This is a genomic window from Pseudomonas sp. DW-iso3 (assembly GCF_058725305.1).
This window is the reverse complement of record NZ_JBZXDZ010000003.1, coordinates 649,451-667,617: the sequence shown is the minus strand read 5'-3', so window position 1 is coordinate 667,617 and position 18,167 is coordinate 649,451. Positions and strand designations below refer to the sequence as shown.

Annotated in this window: 19 protein-coding genes and 1 riboswitch; of the genes, 8 read left to right on the top strand and 11 right to left on the bottom strand. The window is 61.0% G+C overall.

The window, feature by feature from the left end; translation table 11 throughout:
• Positions 1-202 precede the first annotated feature (202 nt).
• Positions 203-1,684, bottom strand: a complete 1,482-nt coding sequence (gene gltX, locus AC4PS7_RS12170; RefSeq protein WP_010209049.1) for a glutamate--tRNA ligase — start codon at positions 1,682-1,684, stop codon at positions 203-205.
• A gap of 206 nt (positions 1,685-1,890) precedes the next feature.
• Positions 1,891-3,906, bottom strand: a complete 2,016-nt coding sequence (gene uvrB / locus AC4PS7_RS12165) for an excinuclease ABC subunit UvrB (protein ID WP_010209048.1) — start codon at positions 3,904-3,906, stop codon at positions 1,891-1,893.
• 344 nt (positions 3,907-4,250) lie between these two features.
• Between uvrB and AC4PS7_RS12160 the strand changes: the two genes are divergently transcribed.
• Both AC4PS7_RS12160 and AC4PS7_RS12155 read left to right on the top strand, forming a co-directional pair.
• Entirely contained in the window at positions 4,251-5,447 is a 1,197-nt protein-coding gene (locus tag AC4PS7_RS12160; protein WP_042571803.1) for an amino acid aminotransferase, read from the top strand.
• 100 nt (positions 5,448-5,547) lie between these two features.
• Positions 5,548-5,757, top strand: a complete 210-nt coding sequence (locus AC4PS7_RS12155) for a hypothetical protein (RefSeq protein WP_010209046.1) — start codon at positions 5,548-5,550, stop codon at positions 5,755-5,757.
• Here the strand turns inward: AC4PS7_RS12155 and ptrR are convergent.
• The gene (gene ptrR, locus AC4PS7_RS12150) at positions 5,754-6,629 is read right to left on the bottom strand and encodes a putrescine utilization regulator PtrR (protein WP_044287561.1); all 876 of its coding nucleotides are present in this window, start codon (positions 6,627-6,629) and stop codon (positions 5,754-5,756) included. The two genes, AC4PS7_RS12155 and ptrR, sit on opposite strands and share 4 nt — an antisense overlap.
• 104 nt (positions 6,630-6,733) lie before the next feature.
• Here ptrR and AC4PS7_RS12145 point away from each other — a divergent pair, with 104 nt between their 5' ends.
• Positions 6,734-8,116 (top strand): aldehyde dehydrogenase family protein, encoded by a 1,383-nt coding sequence (locus tag AC4PS7_RS12145; protein ID WP_010209044.1) that lies wholly within the window; start codon positions 6,734-6,736, stop codon positions 8,114-8,116.
• Positions 8,117-8,176: 60 nt separating this feature from the next.
• On the opposite strand, the gene AC4PS7_RS12140 is transcribed toward AC4PS7_RS12145, so the two are convergent.
• Entirely contained in the window at positions 8,177-8,482 is a 306-nt protein-coding gene (locus AC4PS7_RS12140; protein WP_010209043.1) for a protealysin inhibitor emfourin, read from the bottom strand.
• Between the two features lie 14 nt (positions 8,483-8,496).
• Positions 8,497-9,561 (bottom strand): M4 family metallopeptidase, encoded by a 1,065-nt coding sequence (locus AC4PS7_RS12135; RefSeq protein WP_492179431.1) that lies wholly within the window; start codon positions 9,559-9,561, stop codon positions 8,497-8,499.
• 128 nt (positions 9,562-9,689) lie between these two features.
• On the opposite strand from AC4PS7_RS12135, the gene AC4PS7_RS12130 reads away from it, so the two are divergent.
• From AC4PS7_RS12130 to AC4PS7_RS12115, 4 genes are all read left to right on the top strand, one after another.
• Positions 9,690-10,616, top strand: a complete 927-nt coding sequence (locus tag AC4PS7_RS12130) for a DNA/RNA non-specific endonuclease (protein ID WP_106119574.1) — start codon at positions 9,690-9,692, stop codon at positions 10,614-10,616.
• A 36-nt stretch (positions 10,617-10,652) separates the two neighbouring features.
• A riboswitch (cobalamin riboswitch) is annotated at positions 10,653-10,847 on the top strand.
• A 104-nt stretch (positions 10,848-10,951) separates the two neighbouring features.
• Positions 10,952-11,962 carry an ABC transporter substrate-binding protein gene (locus AC4PS7_RS12125; protein ID WP_021490741.1) on the top strand — a complete coding sequence of 337 codons (1,011 nt, stop codon included), beginning with the start codon at positions 10,952-10,954 and terminating at the stop codon, positions 11,960-11,962.
• On the top strand, positions 11,959-12,963 hold the full coding sequence (locus AC4PS7_RS12120; RefSeq protein WP_010209036.1) for a FecCD family ABC transporter permease: 1,005 nt from the start codon (positions 11,959-11,961) through the stop codon (positions 12,961-12,963). The genes AC4PS7_RS12125 and AC4PS7_RS12120 overlap by 4 nt, the downstream gene beginning before the upstream one ends.
• Complete coding sequence (locus AC4PS7_RS12115; protein WP_492179430.1) at positions 12,960-13,724, top strand: ABC transporter ATP-binding protein; 765 nt, start codon at positions 12,960-12,962, stop codon at positions 13,722-13,724. Before AC4PS7_RS12120 ends, AC4PS7_RS12115 begins: the two co-directional genes overlap by 4 nt.
• A 21-nt stretch (positions 13,725-13,745) precedes the next feature.
• Here AC4PS7_RS12115 and AC4PS7_RS12110 read toward each other — a convergent pair whose 3' ends face one another.
• The 6 genes from AC4PS7_RS12110 to AC4PS7_RS12085 form a co-directional block, all read right to left on the bottom strand.
• Positions 13,746-14,243 carry a GNAT family N-acetyltransferase gene (locus tag AC4PS7_RS12110; RefSeq protein WP_492179429.1) on the bottom strand — a complete coding sequence of 166 codons (498 nt, stop codon included), beginning with the start codon at positions 14,241-14,243 and terminating at the stop codon, positions 13,746-13,748.
• Positions 14,240-14,464, bottom strand: coding sequence for a hypothetical protein (locus AC4PS7_RS12105; protein WP_010209031.1), 225 nt, complete (start codon positions 14,462-14,464; stop codon positions 14,240-14,242). The genes AC4PS7_RS12110 and AC4PS7_RS12105 overlap by 4 nt, the downstream gene beginning before the upstream one ends.
• A gap of 50 nt (positions 14,465-14,514) precedes the next feature.
• Positions 14,515-15,441, bottom strand: a complete 927-nt coding sequence (locus AC4PS7_RS12100) for an alpha/beta hydrolase fold domain-containing protein (protein WP_021490745.1) — start codon at positions 15,439-15,441, stop codon at positions 14,515-14,517.
• Positions 15,441-15,881 (bottom strand): tryptophan-rich sensory protein TspO, encoded by a 441-nt coding sequence (gene tspO, locus AC4PS7_RS12095; protein WP_021490746.1) that lies wholly within the window; start codon positions 15,879-15,881, stop codon positions 15,441-15,443. The genes AC4PS7_RS12100 and tspO overlap by 1 nt, the downstream gene beginning before the upstream one ends.
• A 130-nt stretch (positions 15,882-16,011) precedes the next feature.
• The gene (locus AC4PS7_RS12090; RefSeq protein WP_010209024.1) at positions 16,012-16,581 is read right to left on the bottom strand and encodes a nucleotidyltransferase family protein; all 570 of its coding nucleotides are present in this window, start codon (positions 16,579-16,581) and stop codon (positions 16,012-16,014) included.
• Positions 16,582-16,649: 68 nt separating this feature from the next.
• Positions 16,650-16,883 carry a hypothetical protein gene (locus AC4PS7_RS12085; protein ID WP_010209023.1) on the bottom strand — a complete coding sequence of 78 codons (234 nt, stop codon included), beginning with the start codon at positions 16,881-16,883 and terminating at the stop codon, positions 16,650-16,652.
• A gap of 298 nt (positions 16,884-17,181) precedes the next feature.
• Between AC4PS7_RS12085 and AC4PS7_RS12080 the strand changes: the two genes are divergently transcribed.
• Positions 17,182-18,165 carry a DUF1852 domain-containing protein gene (locus AC4PS7_RS12080; RefSeq protein WP_021490747.1) on the top strand — a complete coding sequence of 328 codons (984 nt, stop codon included), beginning with the start codon at positions 17,182-17,184 and terminating at the stop codon, positions 18,163-18,165.
• Positions 18,166-18,167: the final 2 nt, after the last annotated feature.

The window sequence follows — 18,167 nt, the reverse complement described above, 5'->3', positions numbered from 1 at the left end:
AACCGTTGACCTCTTGCATGCCATGCAAGCGCTCTCCCAGCTGAGCTATAGCCCCTCATCGGTGAGGACGGGGCGAATCTTAATGGCGCTTTGGAAGTGTGTCAAATTTATTTTCAACAATTTCCAAAATTTTTTGCCGGGATAACAATCACTTACCGGTGAAACCCCGGAAAACCGGGGTTTCGCCGTTTCAACCGCATGCTCAGCCGATAGCGCCCAGCAGCTTTTCCCACTCTTTGTTTTCTTTCTTCGACACACCACCAAGCAAATCAAGGGCTTGGCGCAGACGGAAACGGGTCAGGTCCGGGCCGAGGATTTCCATCGCATCGAGCACCGACACCGAACTGGCCTGGCCGGTAATCGCGGCAAACATCAGCGGCATGGCATCGCGCAGCTTCAATTCCAGAGACTCCACCACCGCCTGGATCGTCGCGGTGATCGCATCCTTCTCCCACTGGCGCAGGCTTTCCAGCTTCCACAGGATCAATTGCATCAACTGACGAACCTGGTCGCCCGAGAGTTTCTTGGACTCGAACAGCTTGGGATCCGGACTAACGCCCCCGGCAAAGAAGAAGCTGGCCAACGGTGCGACCTGGCTGAACGTCTCCACCCTGCCCTGCACCAGTGGCGCAATCTTCATCATGTACTCAGGGTTCAGCGCCCACTGCTGCACGCGGCTGGCGAATTCATCCACCGGCAGGTCACGCAGCCATTGGCCGTTGAGCCACGACAACTTCTCGATGTCGAAGATCGGCCCACCCAAGGACACGCGGGACAGGTCGAAGTTGTCGACCATTTCCTGCAGCGAGAACTTCTCGCGCTCGTCCGGCATCGACCAGCCCATGCGGCCCAGGTAGTTGAGCATCGCTTCCGGCATGAAGCCCATGCGCTCGTAGAAAGTCACCGAGGTCGGGTTCTTGCGCTTGGACAGTTTGCTCTTGTCCGGGTTACGCAGCAGCGGCATGTAGCACAGCTGCGGTTGTTCCCAGCCGAAGTACTCGTAGAGCAGGATCAGTTTCGGCGCCGACGGCAGCCACTCTTCACCGCGCAGCACGTGGGTGATGCCCATCAGATGGTCGTCGACCACGTTGGCCAAAAAGTACGTCGGCAGGCCGTCGGTCTTCATCAGCACCTGCATGTCCATGCGGTCCCACGGGATTTCGACGTCACCGCGTAGCATGTCCGGCACCACGCACACGCCTTCGCTTGGCACTTTCATGCGGATCACATGGGGCTCGCCAGCGGCCAGGCGACGGGCCACTTCTTCCTTCGACAGCAGCAACGCGCGGCCATCGTAGCGCGGGGTTTCGCCACGGGCCTGTTGCTCGGCGCGCATCTGGTCGAGTTCTTCGGCGGTGCAGAAACACGGGAAGGCATGGCCCATGTCGACCAATTGCTGGGTGTACTGCTTGTAGATGTCGCTGCGCTCGCTCTGGCGATACGGGCCGTGCGGGCCGCCGACGTCCGGGCCTTCGGCCCAGGTAATGCCCAACCAGCGCAGGGCATCGAAAATCTGCTGTTCCGACTCGCGGGTGGAACGCAGTTGATCGGTGTCTTCGATCCGCAGGATGAATTCACCGCCGTGCTGCTTGGCAAAGCAGTAGTTGAACAAGGCGATGTAAGCAGTGCCAACGTGGGGATCCCCAGTAGGCGATGGCGCGATGCGCGTGCGGACGGTGGTCATGGCAGGTCTCGAATGGGCGATAAAACTGAAAATTGAAACAAGGGGGGAATGGTAACAGCCTGGGGCGGTTGGGCTCCAGCCTGGGTGAATCCGGGAGACCGAGGCGCGGCCATCGCAGGCAAGCCAGTTCCCACATTTTGATTTATGAATACAGTCAAATGTGGGAGCTGGCTTGCCTGCGATGAGGCCAGTCCTGTCAGCGCAGATCAAACAGCCAAAAGGCGCTCGCGCAACTTGCCGATCTCATCGCGCGTCTGCGCCGCCGCCTCAAACTCCAGATCACGCGCCAACTGATACATCTTCTCTTCCAACTGACGGATCCGCTTGGTGATCTCACTCGGCGAGCGCAACTCGTTCTCGTACTTGGCGCTTTCCTCGGCAGCCTTGGCCATGCCTTTGCGCTTCTTGCTGCGCGAGCCCGGCACAGTGGCGCCTTCCATGATGTCGGCAACGTCCTTGAACACGCCTTTCGGGGTGATGCCATTTTCCAGGTTGAACGCGATCTGCTTGTCGCGACGCCGCTGGGTCTCGCCAATCGCCCGCTCCATGGAACCGGTGATGCGGTCCGCGTAGAGAATCGCCCGACCGTTGAGGTTACGCGCCGCTCGGCCGATGGTCTGGATCAGCGAGCGTTCAGAGCGCAGGAAGCCCTCCTTGTCCGCATCGAGGATTGCCACCAACGACACTTCCGGCATGTCCAGGCCTTCGCGCAGCAGGTTGATGCCTACCAGCACATCAAAGGTGCCCAGGCGCAAGTCGCGAATGATCTCTACACGCTCCACGGTGTCGATGTCCGAGTGCAGGTAACGCACGCGCACGCCGTGGTCGGCCAGGTAGTCGGTCAAGTCTTCGGACATGCGCTTGGTCAGCGTGGTAACCAACACCCGCTCTTCCAGGGCCACGCGCTTGGTGATTTCCGAGAGTAAATCGTCGACCTGGGTCAGTGCAGGGCGGATTTCGATTTCCGGGTCGACCAGGCCTGTCGGCCGTACCAACTGCTCGATCACGCGGCCGGCGTGCTCGGCCTCATAGTTACCCGGCGTGGCGGACACAAAGATGGTCTGCGGGCTGATGGCTTCCCACTCGTCAAAACGCATCGGCCGGTTATCCAGTGCCGACGGCAGGCGGAAACCGTACTCCACCAGCGTTTCTTTGCGGGAACGGTCGCCCTTATACATCGCGCCCACTTGCGGCACGCTGACGTGGGACTCGTCGATTACCAGCAGCGCGTCAGGCGGCAGGTAATCATATAGCGTCGGCGGCGGCGCACCGGATTCGCGGCCCGACAGGTAGCGCGAGTAGTTTTCGATGCCGTTGCAGTAGCCCAGTTCCAGGATCATCTCCAGATCGAAGCGGGTGCGCTGCTCCAAGCGCTGGGCTTCCACCAGCTTGTTGTTGGAACGCAGGTACTCCAGGCGCTCGGCCAACTCGACCTTGATGCCTTCAATGGCGCCCATCAGGGTTTCACGCGGGGTCACGTAGTGGCTTTTCGGGTAGAAGGTGAAGCGCGGCAACTTGCGGATCACCTCGCCTGTCAGCGGGTCGAAGGCCGACAGACTCTCGACTTCATCGTCGAACAGCTCGATGCGGATCGCTTCCAGGTCGGATTCCGCCGGGTAGATGTCGATGACATCGCCGCGCACGCGGAAGGTGGCACGGGCGAAGTCCATGTCATTGCGCGTGTACTGCAGGCTGGTCAGTCGGCGCAGCAGCTCGCGCTGGTCGAGCTTGTCGCCGCGATCGACGTGCAGGACCATCTTCAAATAGGTTTCCGGGCTGCCCAGGCCGTAGATGCACGACACTGTGGTGACGATGATCGCGTCCTTGCGCTCCAGCAAGGCCTTGGTCGCCGACAGCCGCATCTGTTCAATGTGATCGTTGATCGACGCATCCTTCTCGATGAAGGTATCGGAGGACGGCACATAGGCTTCGGGCTGGTAGTAGTCGTAGTAGGAAACGAAATACTCCACCGCATTGTTCGGGAAGAACGCCTTGAACTCGCCATAGAGCTGCGCGGCGAGGGTCTTGTTCGGCGCCAGCACCAGGGTGGGCCGATTGATCTGCGCAATCACGTTGGCAATGCTGAAGGTCTTGCCCGACCCGGTCACCCCGAGCAGCGTCTGGTGGGCCAGGCCGGCTTCAATGCCCTCGACCATCTGGCGAATGGCTTCCGGCTGATCGCCAGCGGGTTCAAAGCGGGTGACGAGTTGGAAATCCGACATAACGTACCTCGTGTGGTCACCCCCAGACTGTAAACCCGTCGAGGACGAAATAGACCGCCACCCGCGAAGACTCAGAGCGGATAGTAGGAAAAAACCATGATAGACATAGAAGTGGTGGCGAATGTCATGGGTTTCAAGGCAATCGTCGTGCACGCCCTTACCAATCAATGTTGCAATAAGACTAACGGTCGGCAAATAAACCGAAAAACTTGGCCGAAAAGCCATTTCGGCTGTCGCCCTTGGCGGTGATGGCCTCTATACTAGCTCCCCGTTTGTGCACCGCTCTAGTGCATTCGGCTGGAGCGCGACACGTCCCTCCTATCCCCCATAGAGCTGCCGCAAAAATGAGCCTGTTCTCCGCTGTCGAAATGGCACCACGCGATCCTATCCTGGGCCTCAACGAAGCATTCAACGCCGATACACGAACCACCAAGGTCAACCTTGGCGTGGGCGTTTACTGCAACGAGGAGGGGAAGATTCCACTCTTGCGTGCCGTTGCCGAAGCGGAAGCCATTCGCGTGGCGCAACACGCCGCCCGTGGTTACTTGCCGATCGACGGCATCGCAGCCTACGACAAGGCCGTGCAAACCCTGCTGTTCGGCGCTGAATCGCCACTGCTGAACGCTGGCCGCGTCACCACCGTGCAAGCGGTAGGCGGCACTGGCGCCCTGAAGCTGGGTGCAGACTTCCTCAAGCAGTTGCTGCCAGACGCCGTCGTCGCCATCAGCGACCCGAGCTGGGAAAACCACCGCGCGCTGTTCGAAACCGCTGGTTTCCCGGTGCAGAACTACCGCTACTACGACGCCGCCACCCACGACGTGAACCGTGCCGGCCTGCTCGAAGACCTCAACGCCCTGCCGTCCCAGTCCATCGTGGTGCTGCACGCCTGCTGCCACAACCCGACCGGCGTCGACCTGAGCCCGGCCGACTGGCAGAACGTGCTGGACGTGATCAAGGCCAAGAACCTGGTGCCATTCCTCGACATGGCCTACCAGGGCTTTGGCGACGGCATCCACGAAGACGCTGCCGCCGTGCGCCTGTTCGCTGAATCGGGCCTGACCTTCTTTGTGTCCAGCTCGTTCTCCAAGTCGTTCTCGCTTTACGGCGAACGTGTGGGCGCACTGTCCATCGTCGGCGACTCCAAGGAAGAAAGCGCGCGCATCCTGTCCCAGGTCAAACGCGTGATCCGTACCAACTACTCCAACCCGCCAACCCACGGCGCGGCGATCGTTGCAGCGGTGCTGAACAACCCTGAGCTGCGTGCCCAGTGGGAAGCCGAACTGGCCGAAATGCGCCTGCGCATCCGTGGCATGCGCGAGCAGATGGTGGCCGAACTGGCCAAGGCAGCTCCGGGCCACGACTTCAGCTTCGTCGGTCGCCAGCGTGGGATGTTCTCCTACTCTGGCCTGACCGTTGAGCAAGTCACCCGCTTGCGCAGCGAGTTTGGTATCTATGCCCTCGACACCGGCCGTATCTGTGTGGCGGCGTTGAACCAGTCGAACATCGATGCAGTCACAAAGGCGATCGTTCAGGTGCTGTAAACCTGCAGCGGTTGCACCAGAAGGGGAAGCCTATGGCTTCCCCTTTTTCGTATCCAGCCCCTAGACTGAACCTTGACCGCCCCTTCGCTGTGAGAATGCTATGAGAAACGATGACCTGGACCTGCGTGCCGACCGTGACGAACTGGATGACTACGCCCCACGCGCACCGCAACCCAAGCCTCAAAAGAGCCTGGTGCTGCAAGTGGCGCTGGGCGTCTTTCTGGGCGGTCTGGCGCTGTGGCTGGTGCAATTGGGTGCGACCGCACTGATGGCAAAGCTGGCGATGGGCACCCTGCAATTCGGTGGCTAAGCCGCACGGATGGCGCCCTGCTCCTCCAATAACTTCACGAAACTGTTCAAACTCTGCGACACCGTCCCCCGCCGCCAGATCAGCCAGGTGTGCAGGATCCGGAAGTTGTCCGTCAGCGGCCAAACACTCACCGCCGCCGACCCCGGCATGCTGTCGAGCATGCTGCGCGGCATCAGCGCGAGGCCCGCGCCGGCGCTGACGCAAGCGAGCATGCCGTGGTAGGACTCGATCTCGAAGATCTTGCCCGGCACCGCGCCGTCCTGTGAAAACCAGCGCTCCAGGTGATGCCGGTACGAGCAGTTGGAGCGAAAGGTGTAGATGCTCTCCCCGTTCACGTCCTGCCCACGGGTGATCGGCGCGTGATGCAGCGGCGCAATCACCACCATCTCTTCCTCAAACACCGCCACACCTTCCAGGGTCGCGTGCAATAGCGGGCCGTCGACAAACGCTGCCGTCAGCCGCCCCGACAACACGCCTTCGATCATGGTGCCTGAAGGCCCGGTACTCAGGTCCAACTCGACCTTGGTGTGTTTCTGGTTGTACGCCGCCAGCAACGCCGGGATACGCACCGCCGCCGTGCTCTCCAGCGATCCCAGGGCAAACGCACCCTGGGGCTCCTCCCCCGCGACTGTCGCGCGGGCTTCCTGCACCAGGTCGAGGATGCGCCGCGCATAACCGAGGAAATTCCACCCGGCCGGTGACAGGCGCAGGCGGCTTTTCTCGCGGATGAACAACTCCACACCGAGGTCCTGCTCCAGTTGCTTGATGCGCGTGGTCAGGTTCGACGGCACGCGATGAATCAACTGCGCGGCGGCGCTGATGCTGCCTTGCTCGGCAACGGCCTTGAAGATTTCCAGTTGCACCAGGTCCAAATCATTCTCCATTCGTGAATGTATTGCTTAATATTATTCAGTTTCCAGAAAAGATATAGCCCCGTACGCTGAACTCAACCTAATTCACTCAGCAGGACGGTGCCATGAACGCGACTACCCACGCCCTCTCGATCAACCCGGCCAACGGCGAAACGGTCGGCAGCTATCCGTATGAAACCGCGCAGCAACTGGACGCCGCCCTCGACCGCTCCACCCTCGCCTTCCGCGCCTGGCGCCGTCAGCCGGTCAGCCAGCGCGCCGAGTTGCTGCTGAGCCTGGCCAGCGCCCTGCGCGAACAAGCCGAAGACATGGCGCAGATGATCACCCTGGAAATGGGTAAACCCATCGCCCAGGCCCGTGCCGAAATCGAAAAGTGCGCGCAACTCAGCGAGTGGTACGCCGCCCACGGCCCGGCCATGCTCGCCCCGGAACCGACCCTGGTGGACAACGGCAGTGCGCAGATCGAATACCGCCCGCTAGGCCCTATCTTCGCCGTGATGCCGTGGAACTTCCCGGTGTGGCAAGTGCTGCGCGGCGCCGTACCGACGATGCTGGCCGGTAATACCTACGTGCTCAAACACGCGCCGAACGTGATGGGCAGTGCCTATCTGATCCAACGAGCGTTCCAGAAGGCCGGCTTCGCCGAAGGTCTGTTTGAAGTGGTCAACGTGACCAACGACGGCGTGTCCAAGGCCATCGCCGATCCGCGCATCGCCGCCGTCACCCTGACCGGCAGCGTACGTGCAGGCATCGCCATCGGCTCTCAGGCCGGCGCTGCGCTGAAAAAGTGCGTGCTGGAGCTGGGCGGGTCCGACCCGTTCATCGTACTCAACGACGCCGACCTCGACGCCGCGGTGCAAGCGGCGCTGATCGGTCGTTTCCAGAACAGCGGCCAAGTCTGCGCCGCCGCCAAGCGCCTCATCATCGAAGAAGGTGTGGTGGAGGCTTTCACCGTCAAATTCCTGGAAGCCAGCCGCGCTCTGGTGATGGGCGACCCGACGTCAGCCGCCACCTACATCGGCCCGATGGCACGCTTCGACCTGCGCGACGAGCTGCACGGCCAGGTCCAGGCGACCTTGGAAGAAGGCGCCACGCTGCTGCTGGGCGGCCACAAAGTGCCCGGCGCCGGCAACTACTACGAACCGACCGTGCTGGCAGACGTCACCGACCAGATGACCTCGTTCAAACAGGAACTGTTCGGCCCAGTCGCCTCGATCATCACCGCCCGTGATGCCGACCATGCGGTGGCCCTGGCGAATGACAGCGAGTTTGGCCTCACGGCCAGCATCTTCACCACCGACTCCGCGAAGGCACGGGACATCGCCAATCAGCTGGAAACCGGCGGCATCTTCATCAACGCCTTCAGCGTCTCCGACCCTCGGGTGGCATTTGGTGGCGTGAAAAAGAGTGGTTTCGGACGCGAGCTATCGCACTTCGGCGTGCGGGAATTCTGCAACGCCCAGACGGTGTGGCTGGATCGCAAGTAAATCAAGCGACATCGGTGGCAAGGGGGCCTGTCGAACCGTCCCGCTAGACCTAAAGCGGCCTCAACAGCGAATATGCCGTCGCACGCACTGCACCAGCCCATCCAGCGCCTGCGACTTCACCGGCGCGAGCACGCAAACGGTGTGCTCGCGCTCGTCGTCCTTTACCGTCACGGTGTAATGCACTTGGCCCGGATTACCGGGGGCAGGCGCATTGCTGGGCGGCAGTTGAAAGAAGTCGCAAGCCTCGACAAGCTGCCGCAGCTCCTGTTGTTCCTGCTCCGGCAGCGTGTCCAGTTCCACCGTCTGTGGCTTGGCCAGGCCCGGAAAAAAACCGGGCCCGCCGTTTTCCTTGATTGAAATTTGCATGGCCGTTCCTCTCGTCAGACAGCAATGCCGACCGCCTTCCAACCGTCCTTGACCGCTTTCTGTTCGTCCTTGTTAGCGCCGTAGAGTCGGCCTGCAATATCGTAAGTAATGCGCGCAAAGCGCAGGAAACCCGAGTTGGGCCGCAGCCGCGCATCACGCAGCGCGTCATACCAGATGCGCCCGGCGCGCTCCCAGGCGAACCCGCCCAGTATGGTCGCCACCTGGTAGAACGCATGGTTGGGAATGCCGGAGTTGATATGCACCCCGCCATTGTCCTCGTAGGTCTGCACAAAATCATCCATGTGCCCGGGCTGGGGGTCCTTGCCCAGCAGTTTGTCGTCAAACGCCGTGCCGGGGGCTTTCATCGAGCGCAGGGCGGTGCCTTTGATCTTTTGGGTGAACAGCCCTTTGCCGATCAACCAATCGGCGTCTTCCGCACGTTGCTTCAACGCATACTGCTTGATCAGCGAACCGAACACGTCCGACAGCGATTCATTCAACGCCCCGGACTGGTTGAAATACATCAGTTTGGCCTCGTCCTCGGTGACGCCGTGGGCCAACTCATGGCCAATCACGTCGAGGGCCACCGTAAAGCGGTTGAACAACTGCCCGTCTCCACCCCCGAACACCATCTGGGTCGAGTTCCAGAACGCATTGTTGTAGTTCTGGCCAAAGTGCACAGTGGCGTCCAGCGCCATCCCGGCATCGTCGATGGAGTTGCGATCGAAGACCTCGTCGAAAAAATCGAAGGTGGCGCCCAAGCCATCATAGGCCTCGTCCACCGCCGCATCACCACTGGCGGGCTGCCCCTCGCCACGCACCAGCGTGCCCGGCAGGCTGTCGGCGCCCTCGGCGCTGTAGATCGAGCGGCGTTTATCGGCCCCCATGGCCAGGGCCATATGCGCCGGTCCCTTGGCAGGCACGGCGACCATCCGTAGCGAGCGGAACGTTGTGTCCTTGGCGCGGGTGCGCAACGCGACCTCCCGTTGCGCTTTGTCCCCGTTGCGCGCGATCTGGTCGAGCATATAGGGCGGGATCAGGCAGAAAATCGGATTACGATTCGGCTGGCGAACACACATTGGCTGGCTCCATTTGGCAGGTAACAACGTCCGGGTCATCGATTCAGGATAGCCTCCAGGGGTTATCGCGTGTCATCAATTGTCATTAACCTATGTTGCAGTCGTGTTTATCCAAGGAGGACTGACCGATGCCCGCACGTAAAGCCAAAATCGACCTTTCATACCGCCCCAGGCTCGCTGACCTGCGCCCATTGATCGCACCGAGCCCCACATTGCTGGAGGCACGAGCCGCGACGCCCCGCGTCACCTCGGCCAACGACTTGAAGGACCGACGCGGCTACGCTGAGGACTTTCTCGGCAGCTTCGGGGTGCCCTGGCCTACGGTTGAAGAGACCTTGGCCGGCGATGTCCAGAAGCGCCTGGACTACACGCACTTCTCGATAACGATGTCACGCTCGAAGCGGCTCGCGCTGTATGTGGGCGTCAACATCGATGGCGGGCAGCATATGGACATCATTCGCAGCAACGACACCTGGGCCTACGACGGACGCCTGCCCATTGATGCGCAGGTGGGCGAAGCACTGTATGCCAGCAACGGCCTGGATCGCGGCCACTTGGTGCGCCGACAAGACCCCAACTGGGGCGACGCGGCGCAAACCGCCAACTTCGACACCTTCCACTTCACCAACTGTTCACCGCAGATGAGCGGGTTCAACCAGAAAACGTGGCTGGAGCTCGAAGACTACATCCTCGACAACACCCAGCGCTGGAAAGCCCGAGCCACCGTGTTCACCGGCCCGGTGTTCGCCGACGAAGACCGGGTGTACCGGGGCGTCCAGATCCCCAAGGCGTTCTGGAAAGTGGTCGCCTACCTCAGCGATGACGGCAAGCCTTCGGCCAGCGCCTACATGATCGACCAGAGCCGCGAGCTGGGCCAGCTCGACCTGGTGTTCGGCCAGCTTAGGACCTACCAGCGCAGCGTAATCCAGATAGAACGCCTCACCGGCCTGCGTTTTGCCAACCTGGCCGACTACGACGGCTTCAGCAACGAAGAACGCGCCACCGGCACGCGGATTGAAGCCCTGATACAGGGGCCTGAAGACATTCGTCTCTGACCGGGCGTGCCTCGGGCTATATCGCCCCGCCCTAATCAACTACCATACCGCGCCGGTTCCCAAACGGGACTAATAGGGAATCCGAAGCGCGGTACACCCTCGCCAATCGGAACTGCCCCCGCAACTGTAGGTGCTGAGCCTGCTCCCTGATGCCACTGGACCTTGTCCGGGAAGGCCGGAGCCTGGCGACGACGCATCAGTCAGGAGACCTGCCGGCCCAAGCTCAATTACCAACCGGCGGGGTGTCCGGGAAGGACATTCTTGCCTGTTTTTCTAGTGCAGCGCTTAAGGGTGTATTTCCGAATGGCACGTACGGTTCATTCGGAGATTGCCCCATGCTGCCACGCGTTACCGCCCTGCTCACCGGCCTGGGCTTCTGTGCCCTCGCCCAAGCCGCGCCCACCCACTACCCGCTGACCGTGGAAAACTGCGGCAGTCGCCTGACCTTCCAGCAAGCCCCCGCCCGCAGCGTGACCATCGGCCAGGCGGCCACCGAGATGCTCTACGCATTGGGCGTGGGGGACAAAGTGGTCGGCACCTCACTGTGGTTCAACAGCGTACTGCCGCAGTACAAGGTGCAGAACGACGGCATCGAGCGGCTAGCCAACAATGAGCCGAGCTTTGAAGCCGTGATCGCCAAGCGCCCGCAGCTGGTGGCCGCCGAGCTGGAGTGGGTGGTCGGGCCCCAGGGCGTGGTCGGCACCCGCGAGCAATTCCATGAACTGAAGATCCCCACTTACCTGCTGCCCTCCGACTGCGAAGGCAAGGACAACCTGGTAGGCGCCGACGGCACACGGCTGGAGCCGTTCCGAATCGAGACGATCTATAAAAGCATCAGCCAACTCGCCGAGATCTTCGACGTACAGGCGCGCGGCCAACAGTTGAACGACGACCTCAAGGTACGCTTGGCCAAATCTGTTGCCACCGTGCAAAGCAAAGGCCTCAAGCAAGCCAGTGCCTTGGTGTGGTTCTCCAGTTCCGAGATGGCCAGCGATCCTTACGTGGCCGGCCACAAGGGCATTCCAGAGTTCATGCTGGAAACCCTCGGTCTGCACAACGTGGTGCAATCCGATGAAGAATGGCCCGCCGTCGGCTGGGAAACCCTCGCCAAGGCCAACCCGACCTTTCTGGTGATCGCACGCATGGACCGCCGCCGCTACCCCGCCGACGACCATGAAAAGAAACTGGCCTTCCTGCGCAGCGATCCCGTGACTCGCAACATGGACGCGGTGAAAAACAACCGCATCATCATCCTCGATGCCCTGGCGCTGCAGGCCAGCATCCGCACGTTCGACGGGCTTGAGCAACTGGCCACGGCCATCGACGGCTACGACCTGCCCAAATGACGCGCACCCTACTCGCCCTGGCCCTGCTATTAGCCGCCCTACTCGCGGGGGTGGCGATCGGCGAAACCGCCATCTCGCCGCAAGTCGTGCTCCAGGTGCTCGCCAACAAACTGTGGGCGGCCAGCTACGTGCTTGACCCCATCGACGAAGGCGTGGTGTGGAACTACCGCCTCACCCGCGCCCTGGTCGCCGCTGCGTGTGGCGCCGGGCTGGCGACGTGCGGGGTGATCCTGCAATCGCTGTTGCGCAACCCACTGGCCGATCCCTACCTGCTGGGCATCAGTGCCGGCGCTTCGACTGGCGCGGTGCTGGTGGCGTTGATCGGCGTGGGCGGCGGGTTGATTTCGTTGTCGGCGGGCGCGTTTGTTGGCGCCATGGCGGCGTTTGCGCTGGTGATCCTGCTCGCGCGCGCCAGCGGTTCGGCCAGCGGCACCGGCCAGATCATTCTGGCGGGCATTGCCGGCTCGCAGTTGTTCAATGCGCTCACCGCCTTCCTGATCACCAAATCCGCCAGTTCCGAACAGGCGCGCGGCATCCTGTTCTGGCTGCTCGGCAACCTCAGTGGTGTGCGCTGGCCCTCGGTGTGGTTAGCGGTGCCGGTGGCCGTTGCAGGCTTGGCGGTGTGCCTGTGGCACCGCCGTGCGTTGGATGCGTTTACCTTCGGCAGCGACTCGGCAGCGTCCCTCGGCATTCCGGTGCGCCGGGTGCAATTTGTGCTGGTGGGCTGCGCGGCCCTGGTGACGGCGGTGATGGTGTCGATTGTTGGCTCCATCGGCTTTGTCGGATTGGTAATCCCCCACGCCGTGCGCCTGCTGCTCGGCACCGGGCACTCGCGCTTGCTGCCGGCCAGTGCGTTGGGCGGCGCGTTGTTCTTGATTGCAGCCGATGTACTGTCGCGCACCTTGATCAAAGGCCAGGTGATTCCGGTCGGCGTGGTCACGGCGCTGGTCGGCGCGCCAGTGTTTGCGCTGATCCTCATTGGCCGGAGGAATGCGCGATGACAGTACTGAGCTGCAGAGGGTTGGGCTTCAAGGTGCGTGAGGCGCAGTTGCTGCGCGATATCCATCTGGACGTGCAGCCGGGCGAAACCCTCGGCATCGTCGGGCCGAACGGCTCCGGCAAATCCACCTTGCTCAAGCTGCTCGCCGGGCTGCGCACGCCGGCGTCCGGCGAAGTCTTACTGGGCGGCCAACACCTGGGCAAGCTGTCGCGCCGCGCCATCGCGCAGCAGCTGGCAGTGGTCGAACAGCAGGCCGACACCGACGACGCGATCCGCGTGTTCGACGCGGTGGCGCTGGGCCGCACACCATGGTTGTCAGCGCTGAGCCCGTGGTCCGGCGAAGACGACGCCATCGTCAATCAGGCCTTGCGTGACGTCGACGCCACCCACTTGAGCCATCGCGCCTGGCGCAGCCTCTCGGGCGGTGAACGCCAACGCGTGCACATCGCCCGTGCGTTGGCGCAGCGGCCGCAGATCCTGTTGCTGGATGAGCCGACCAATCACCTGGATATCCAGCATCAGCTCGGCATTTTGCAGGGCGTGCAAGGGTTGCCCGTCACCACCTTGATTGCCCTGCATGATCTGAATCAAGCGTTGACCTGTGATCGGCTGGCGGTGCTGGATCACGGGCGGTTGGTGGCGCTGGGTAAACCACTGGAGGTCCTGACGCCGCAGCGTTTGCAGGAGACGTTTGGGGTGCAGGCGCACTACCTGACGGACCCGTTCGATGGGGCGCAGATACTGCGCTTGCGCCCGAACTGATCAGGGCATTCAACTGTTGTGTTAGAGGGCGCGCTGCATATGCGTCGTGCGCCACACCAGGTCCGCGTCCACATCCACTACCTCGAACCCCTGTCGAAGCCAAAAATCAATCGCCCCCGGTAAAAACGGATGGGTGTGCAGGTACATCATCGCGACCCGATCCTCTTTAGCTTGCACCTCCAGCGCACGGTACAACTCGCCCGCCAGACCACAGCGGCGAAACGCCGGCAGCACAAACAGGCGCACCACCTCCACGGTCTTGCGGCCCTGGTAATTCAACTGCGGGAAACGCCCGTCATAGGGCAGATAGCCGATGCCAGCGACGATCTGGCCCTCATCGCGAGCAACAAGAAACTGCCCATCGCCCTGCAGGTAGGTCGCCTCGAAATGCGCCAGGTCCGCCGGCACTCCCGTCGCGCTGAGCGTGGGGAAAAGCTCGGCGCGGGCGCGCAGCACGAACCTCATGACCACAGGGATATCCGCCGCTGTGACTGCCTGAATACTCGGCCTTGGGCTCATGCAACCTCGATCTGCGTAATCCCCATCACCTGTGCCTGCTGCAGAATTTCATCCGGCGTCGCATCCGCAGGCGGCAGGATCAAACCATTTTCCGCATCGCCGAAATGCAACTGCAGCAAGTGCAACGCCGCTTCATGCACCGGCAGTTGGGGTTGCTGGAGTGCGAACACGTGGGTCCGCGGTTCGTCGTTGAACAGGTAGTTGAGGGTGTATTCGCGCATAGGGGAACCCTTGTTATGGAAGATGAACAACCTGACCAACCGATCAACTTTTAAGTTCCAGGCCCATTCACACGATGCCTTATCCACTGGCGACTATAGGCAAGCACACTCGCCCCCATTGCCACCGGAAAATGAATAAAGCCATGCGCCGCCTCCGGCAACAAATGCGCTTCTGCCCCCGGCCACCGTTCAGCGATCAACAGCGTGTCATCCTTCAACGGGTCCAGTTCACCCACAAACATCAACGCCGGGGGCAGGCCTTCAAAGTCGCCATACAACGGTGACAACGGCGGCTGCCGACGCATGTCATCGCTCAACCCCGGCGTGAGCATGCGCAGCGCCTCGACCATGCCCGGCCCGTCCAGCAATAAGGTGTCCGGCCCCGCCGTGCGCACACTGGGTGTGCCGGTCAGGTCATAAACGCCGTAATACAACACCGCGCCGCTCACCCGCTGGAGCAACGCCGGCCATTGCTTCAACGCCAGTAAGGTGGCCGCGGCCAAATGCCCACCGGCCGATTCGCCGACGACGATCACCGGCAGGTCGGCAAATTCCTCGGTGGCGAGCAGCCAACGCGCCGCCGCCAGGCAGTCGTCCATCAGGCCCTCGATCGGCGTGTCGATCGCCAGCCGATAATCCACCGACACCACTGCCACGTCGCAGGCATTGACCAGGCCCAGGTTGAGGTCGTCATCCATCTGCGCGTTGCCGATCACCCAGCCGCCGCCGTGGATATCCAGCACCACGCCTTTGGGCTTGCCCCTTGGGCGCAGGATGCGCACGGGCACTGAGTCGGCGCAGTGGGTTTCAGCCAGAGGGGCTTTCTTGATCTTTTGACTGACTCGCAACAGCGCCTGGATCAAACGCGGCGTGACCCGATTACGGATCTTGAAGCGCGGCAACCAGGCGAGCTTTTGATTGAAGCGGCGCATCTCGACCCGTTCTGTCTCACTGGCGGGCCAGGGTTGATAAGCCATCAGCGATTGTTCCGCAGGATCGAGAAGTTCAGCGCCGCCGCCACGCACAGCCACGCCAGGTACGGGAACAGGATCAAGCCGGTGATCAGGTCCAACTGCACCGCCAACACCACCATCGCCGCGACGGTCAGCCACAGCACCGCCAGAATCACCATCCCGGCCAGGAGGCGATGAGCACCGAAGAACACCGGCGTCCACAAGGTATTCAACGCAATCTGCGCCGCCCACAGCGCCAACACGGTTTGGCTGCCAGGCATCAGGCTCAGGCGATAGCCGGCCCAGGCCAGCAGCAGGTAGATGAGCGTCCACGCCACCGGGAACAGCCAATTGGGCGGGGTGAAGCTGGGTTTGACCAGGGATTCGTACCAGGCACCGGGTTTAAAGAGCATGCCGGTACTGGCAGCGGCGGCGCAGGCGAGCAGGAAAATGAAGAACGTCATGAGCGGTCCTTGGCTGGGCATTTCAAGCTTTGACGTGTTGTATGCAGGTAAAAGTTCACTGCGGATCAACAGGTGGGAACTGGCAATGCCGGGCCACTTTATCGCCTGGCCTGGCGCTTTCGCAGCCTAGCTAAAGCCAGGCAGGCTCCACAATCCTTAACCCAGGCCAGCGCGCCTTATAACTGCGGGCCTTCTGCATAAACAACTCAGGCTCCGGATGCACCGGGTTGATGCGCAGTACCCCCTGCTCCACATCCTCCAGCCCATAGGGCGCGTACACCTCGCCCGTCGCAATCTCCAGGCCGATGCAGGTGCCCGCGACCAGATACCGGTCGATGCCCTGTTTGGCCGTGTGCAACTGCGGATAAGGCCGACCAAACCGCTCGCCGTACCAGAGATGAACCCGTGCCTGATTTTTGACTTCCACATTCACGCCCAGGTCCTGAAACAACACCTCGGCCGCACGGATCACCGCGTCCTCAGCCTCGTAGGACAGGTCCGTATCAAAGTAGAAAACGTCGTAGTCCTTGATGCCCTGGGCAGCAGGCAGGTTCGACTGATGATTCCACACCGCCTGGAACAGGCAGCCCGCCGTGAGAAAGCACTGGTCCACCCCGAGGTCAGGCAGGCGCGCGGTGATTTCGGCGTTGATGGGGTTGGCCATGGCCAGGTTGAGCAAATCGTCGACGGTCAATGTCATGGGCATTCCTTTCTATCGGGCCAGCGTCAGGCACCCACTCTAGCGCACCCTCATGACAGGACTAGCACCTAGCCGTTCAATTCAGTTGCCCGGTGACTCGCCGCGTCGTCGTAGGCCACATACAGCGACTCGGCGACCTGGCTTTTGATCGCCTTGGTGGATTCCAGCCCGAGAACAAAACCTTCGGCCTTGCCACCGGCGCGGTTGAGTGCTTCGTGGGTGGCAGCGCCGGTGATGGCGTCGAGGAGTTTGCTGGCGTGCGGGCCTACGCCTTTAGGGAGGGAAATCTGGTCGATGGACATGGGCGATACCTTGCAAGAGAGAGATCGGTAGCGCGTGGAACCACTGCCGGGGAGGCATGGTAGACCGGTTTGCACAGAAATGGGCTGGTTTTGATGCTGGCACCGGCAACGACGTCTTCAACGGACATGCACCATCATGAGGAGGGCTAAAGGTTCAGTGAAATCAATTCAGTTTCACTCACGTTATAGCCCTGCCTAAAATACACCTTACTTAAAGACAAGTTATAGACCGCTGAATAAGCACCTGAACACTCAATACCTTCAGGTTCTATCGCGGCAAAAAGGGTGTGGTATCACTATGAACAAAGAGTTTGCATTTACGGTCAAGAGCATTCGTTTCGACGAACACTACCACCCCGCCGAAAATACGCGCATCACCACCAACTTTGCCAATTTGGCGAGGGGCGCGAGTCGTCAAGAAAACTTGCGCAATACGTTAAGGATGATTGACAACCGTTTCAACGCCTTGGCCCACTGGGATAACCCAAAAGGCGATCGTTATTCTGTCGAACTTGACATCATTTCCGTTGAAATGGACATCGATGATCAACTTAGCGGCCATGCCATTCCGTTGATTGAAATATTGAAAACCCATATTGTCGATCGAAAAACCAACGAGCGCCTGCCAGGCATTGTCGGTAATAACTTCTCCTCTTACGTGCGCGACTATGACTTCAGCGTGCGCTTGCTGGAGCACAACAAGGACCAGCCCCACTTCAGCACACCCGCTGACTTTGGGGAGCTGCACGGAAAGTTATTCAAGAGCTTCGTCAACTCGAGCACTTATAAAGAACACTTTAACAAGCCGCCCGTCATCTGCCTGAGTGTGTCGAGTGCCAAGACCTATCATCGCACTGAAAACCTGCACCCTGTACTGGGCGTCGAATACCTGCAAGATGAATACTCCCTGACGGATGAATACTTCAAGAAGATGGGGCTGAAAGTGCGCTATTTCATGCCTGCCAATAGCGTGGCGCCCTTGGCTTTTTACTTTGCTGGCGATGTGCTCAGCGACTACACCACGCTTGAGCTGATCAGCACGATCAGCACTATGGACACCTTCCAGAAGATTTACCGCCCGGAGATCTACAACGCTAACTCTGCAGCCGGTAAATCTTACCAGCCCAGCCTGCAACACCAAGATTATTCATTAACGCGGATTGTGTATGACCGCGAAGAACGCAGCCGATTGGCCATTGAACAGGGCAAATTTGTTGAGGAAAACTTCATCAAGCCCTACCAGTCGGTGCTGGAGCAGTGGTCTGCCCACGGCGCGCGTTGACT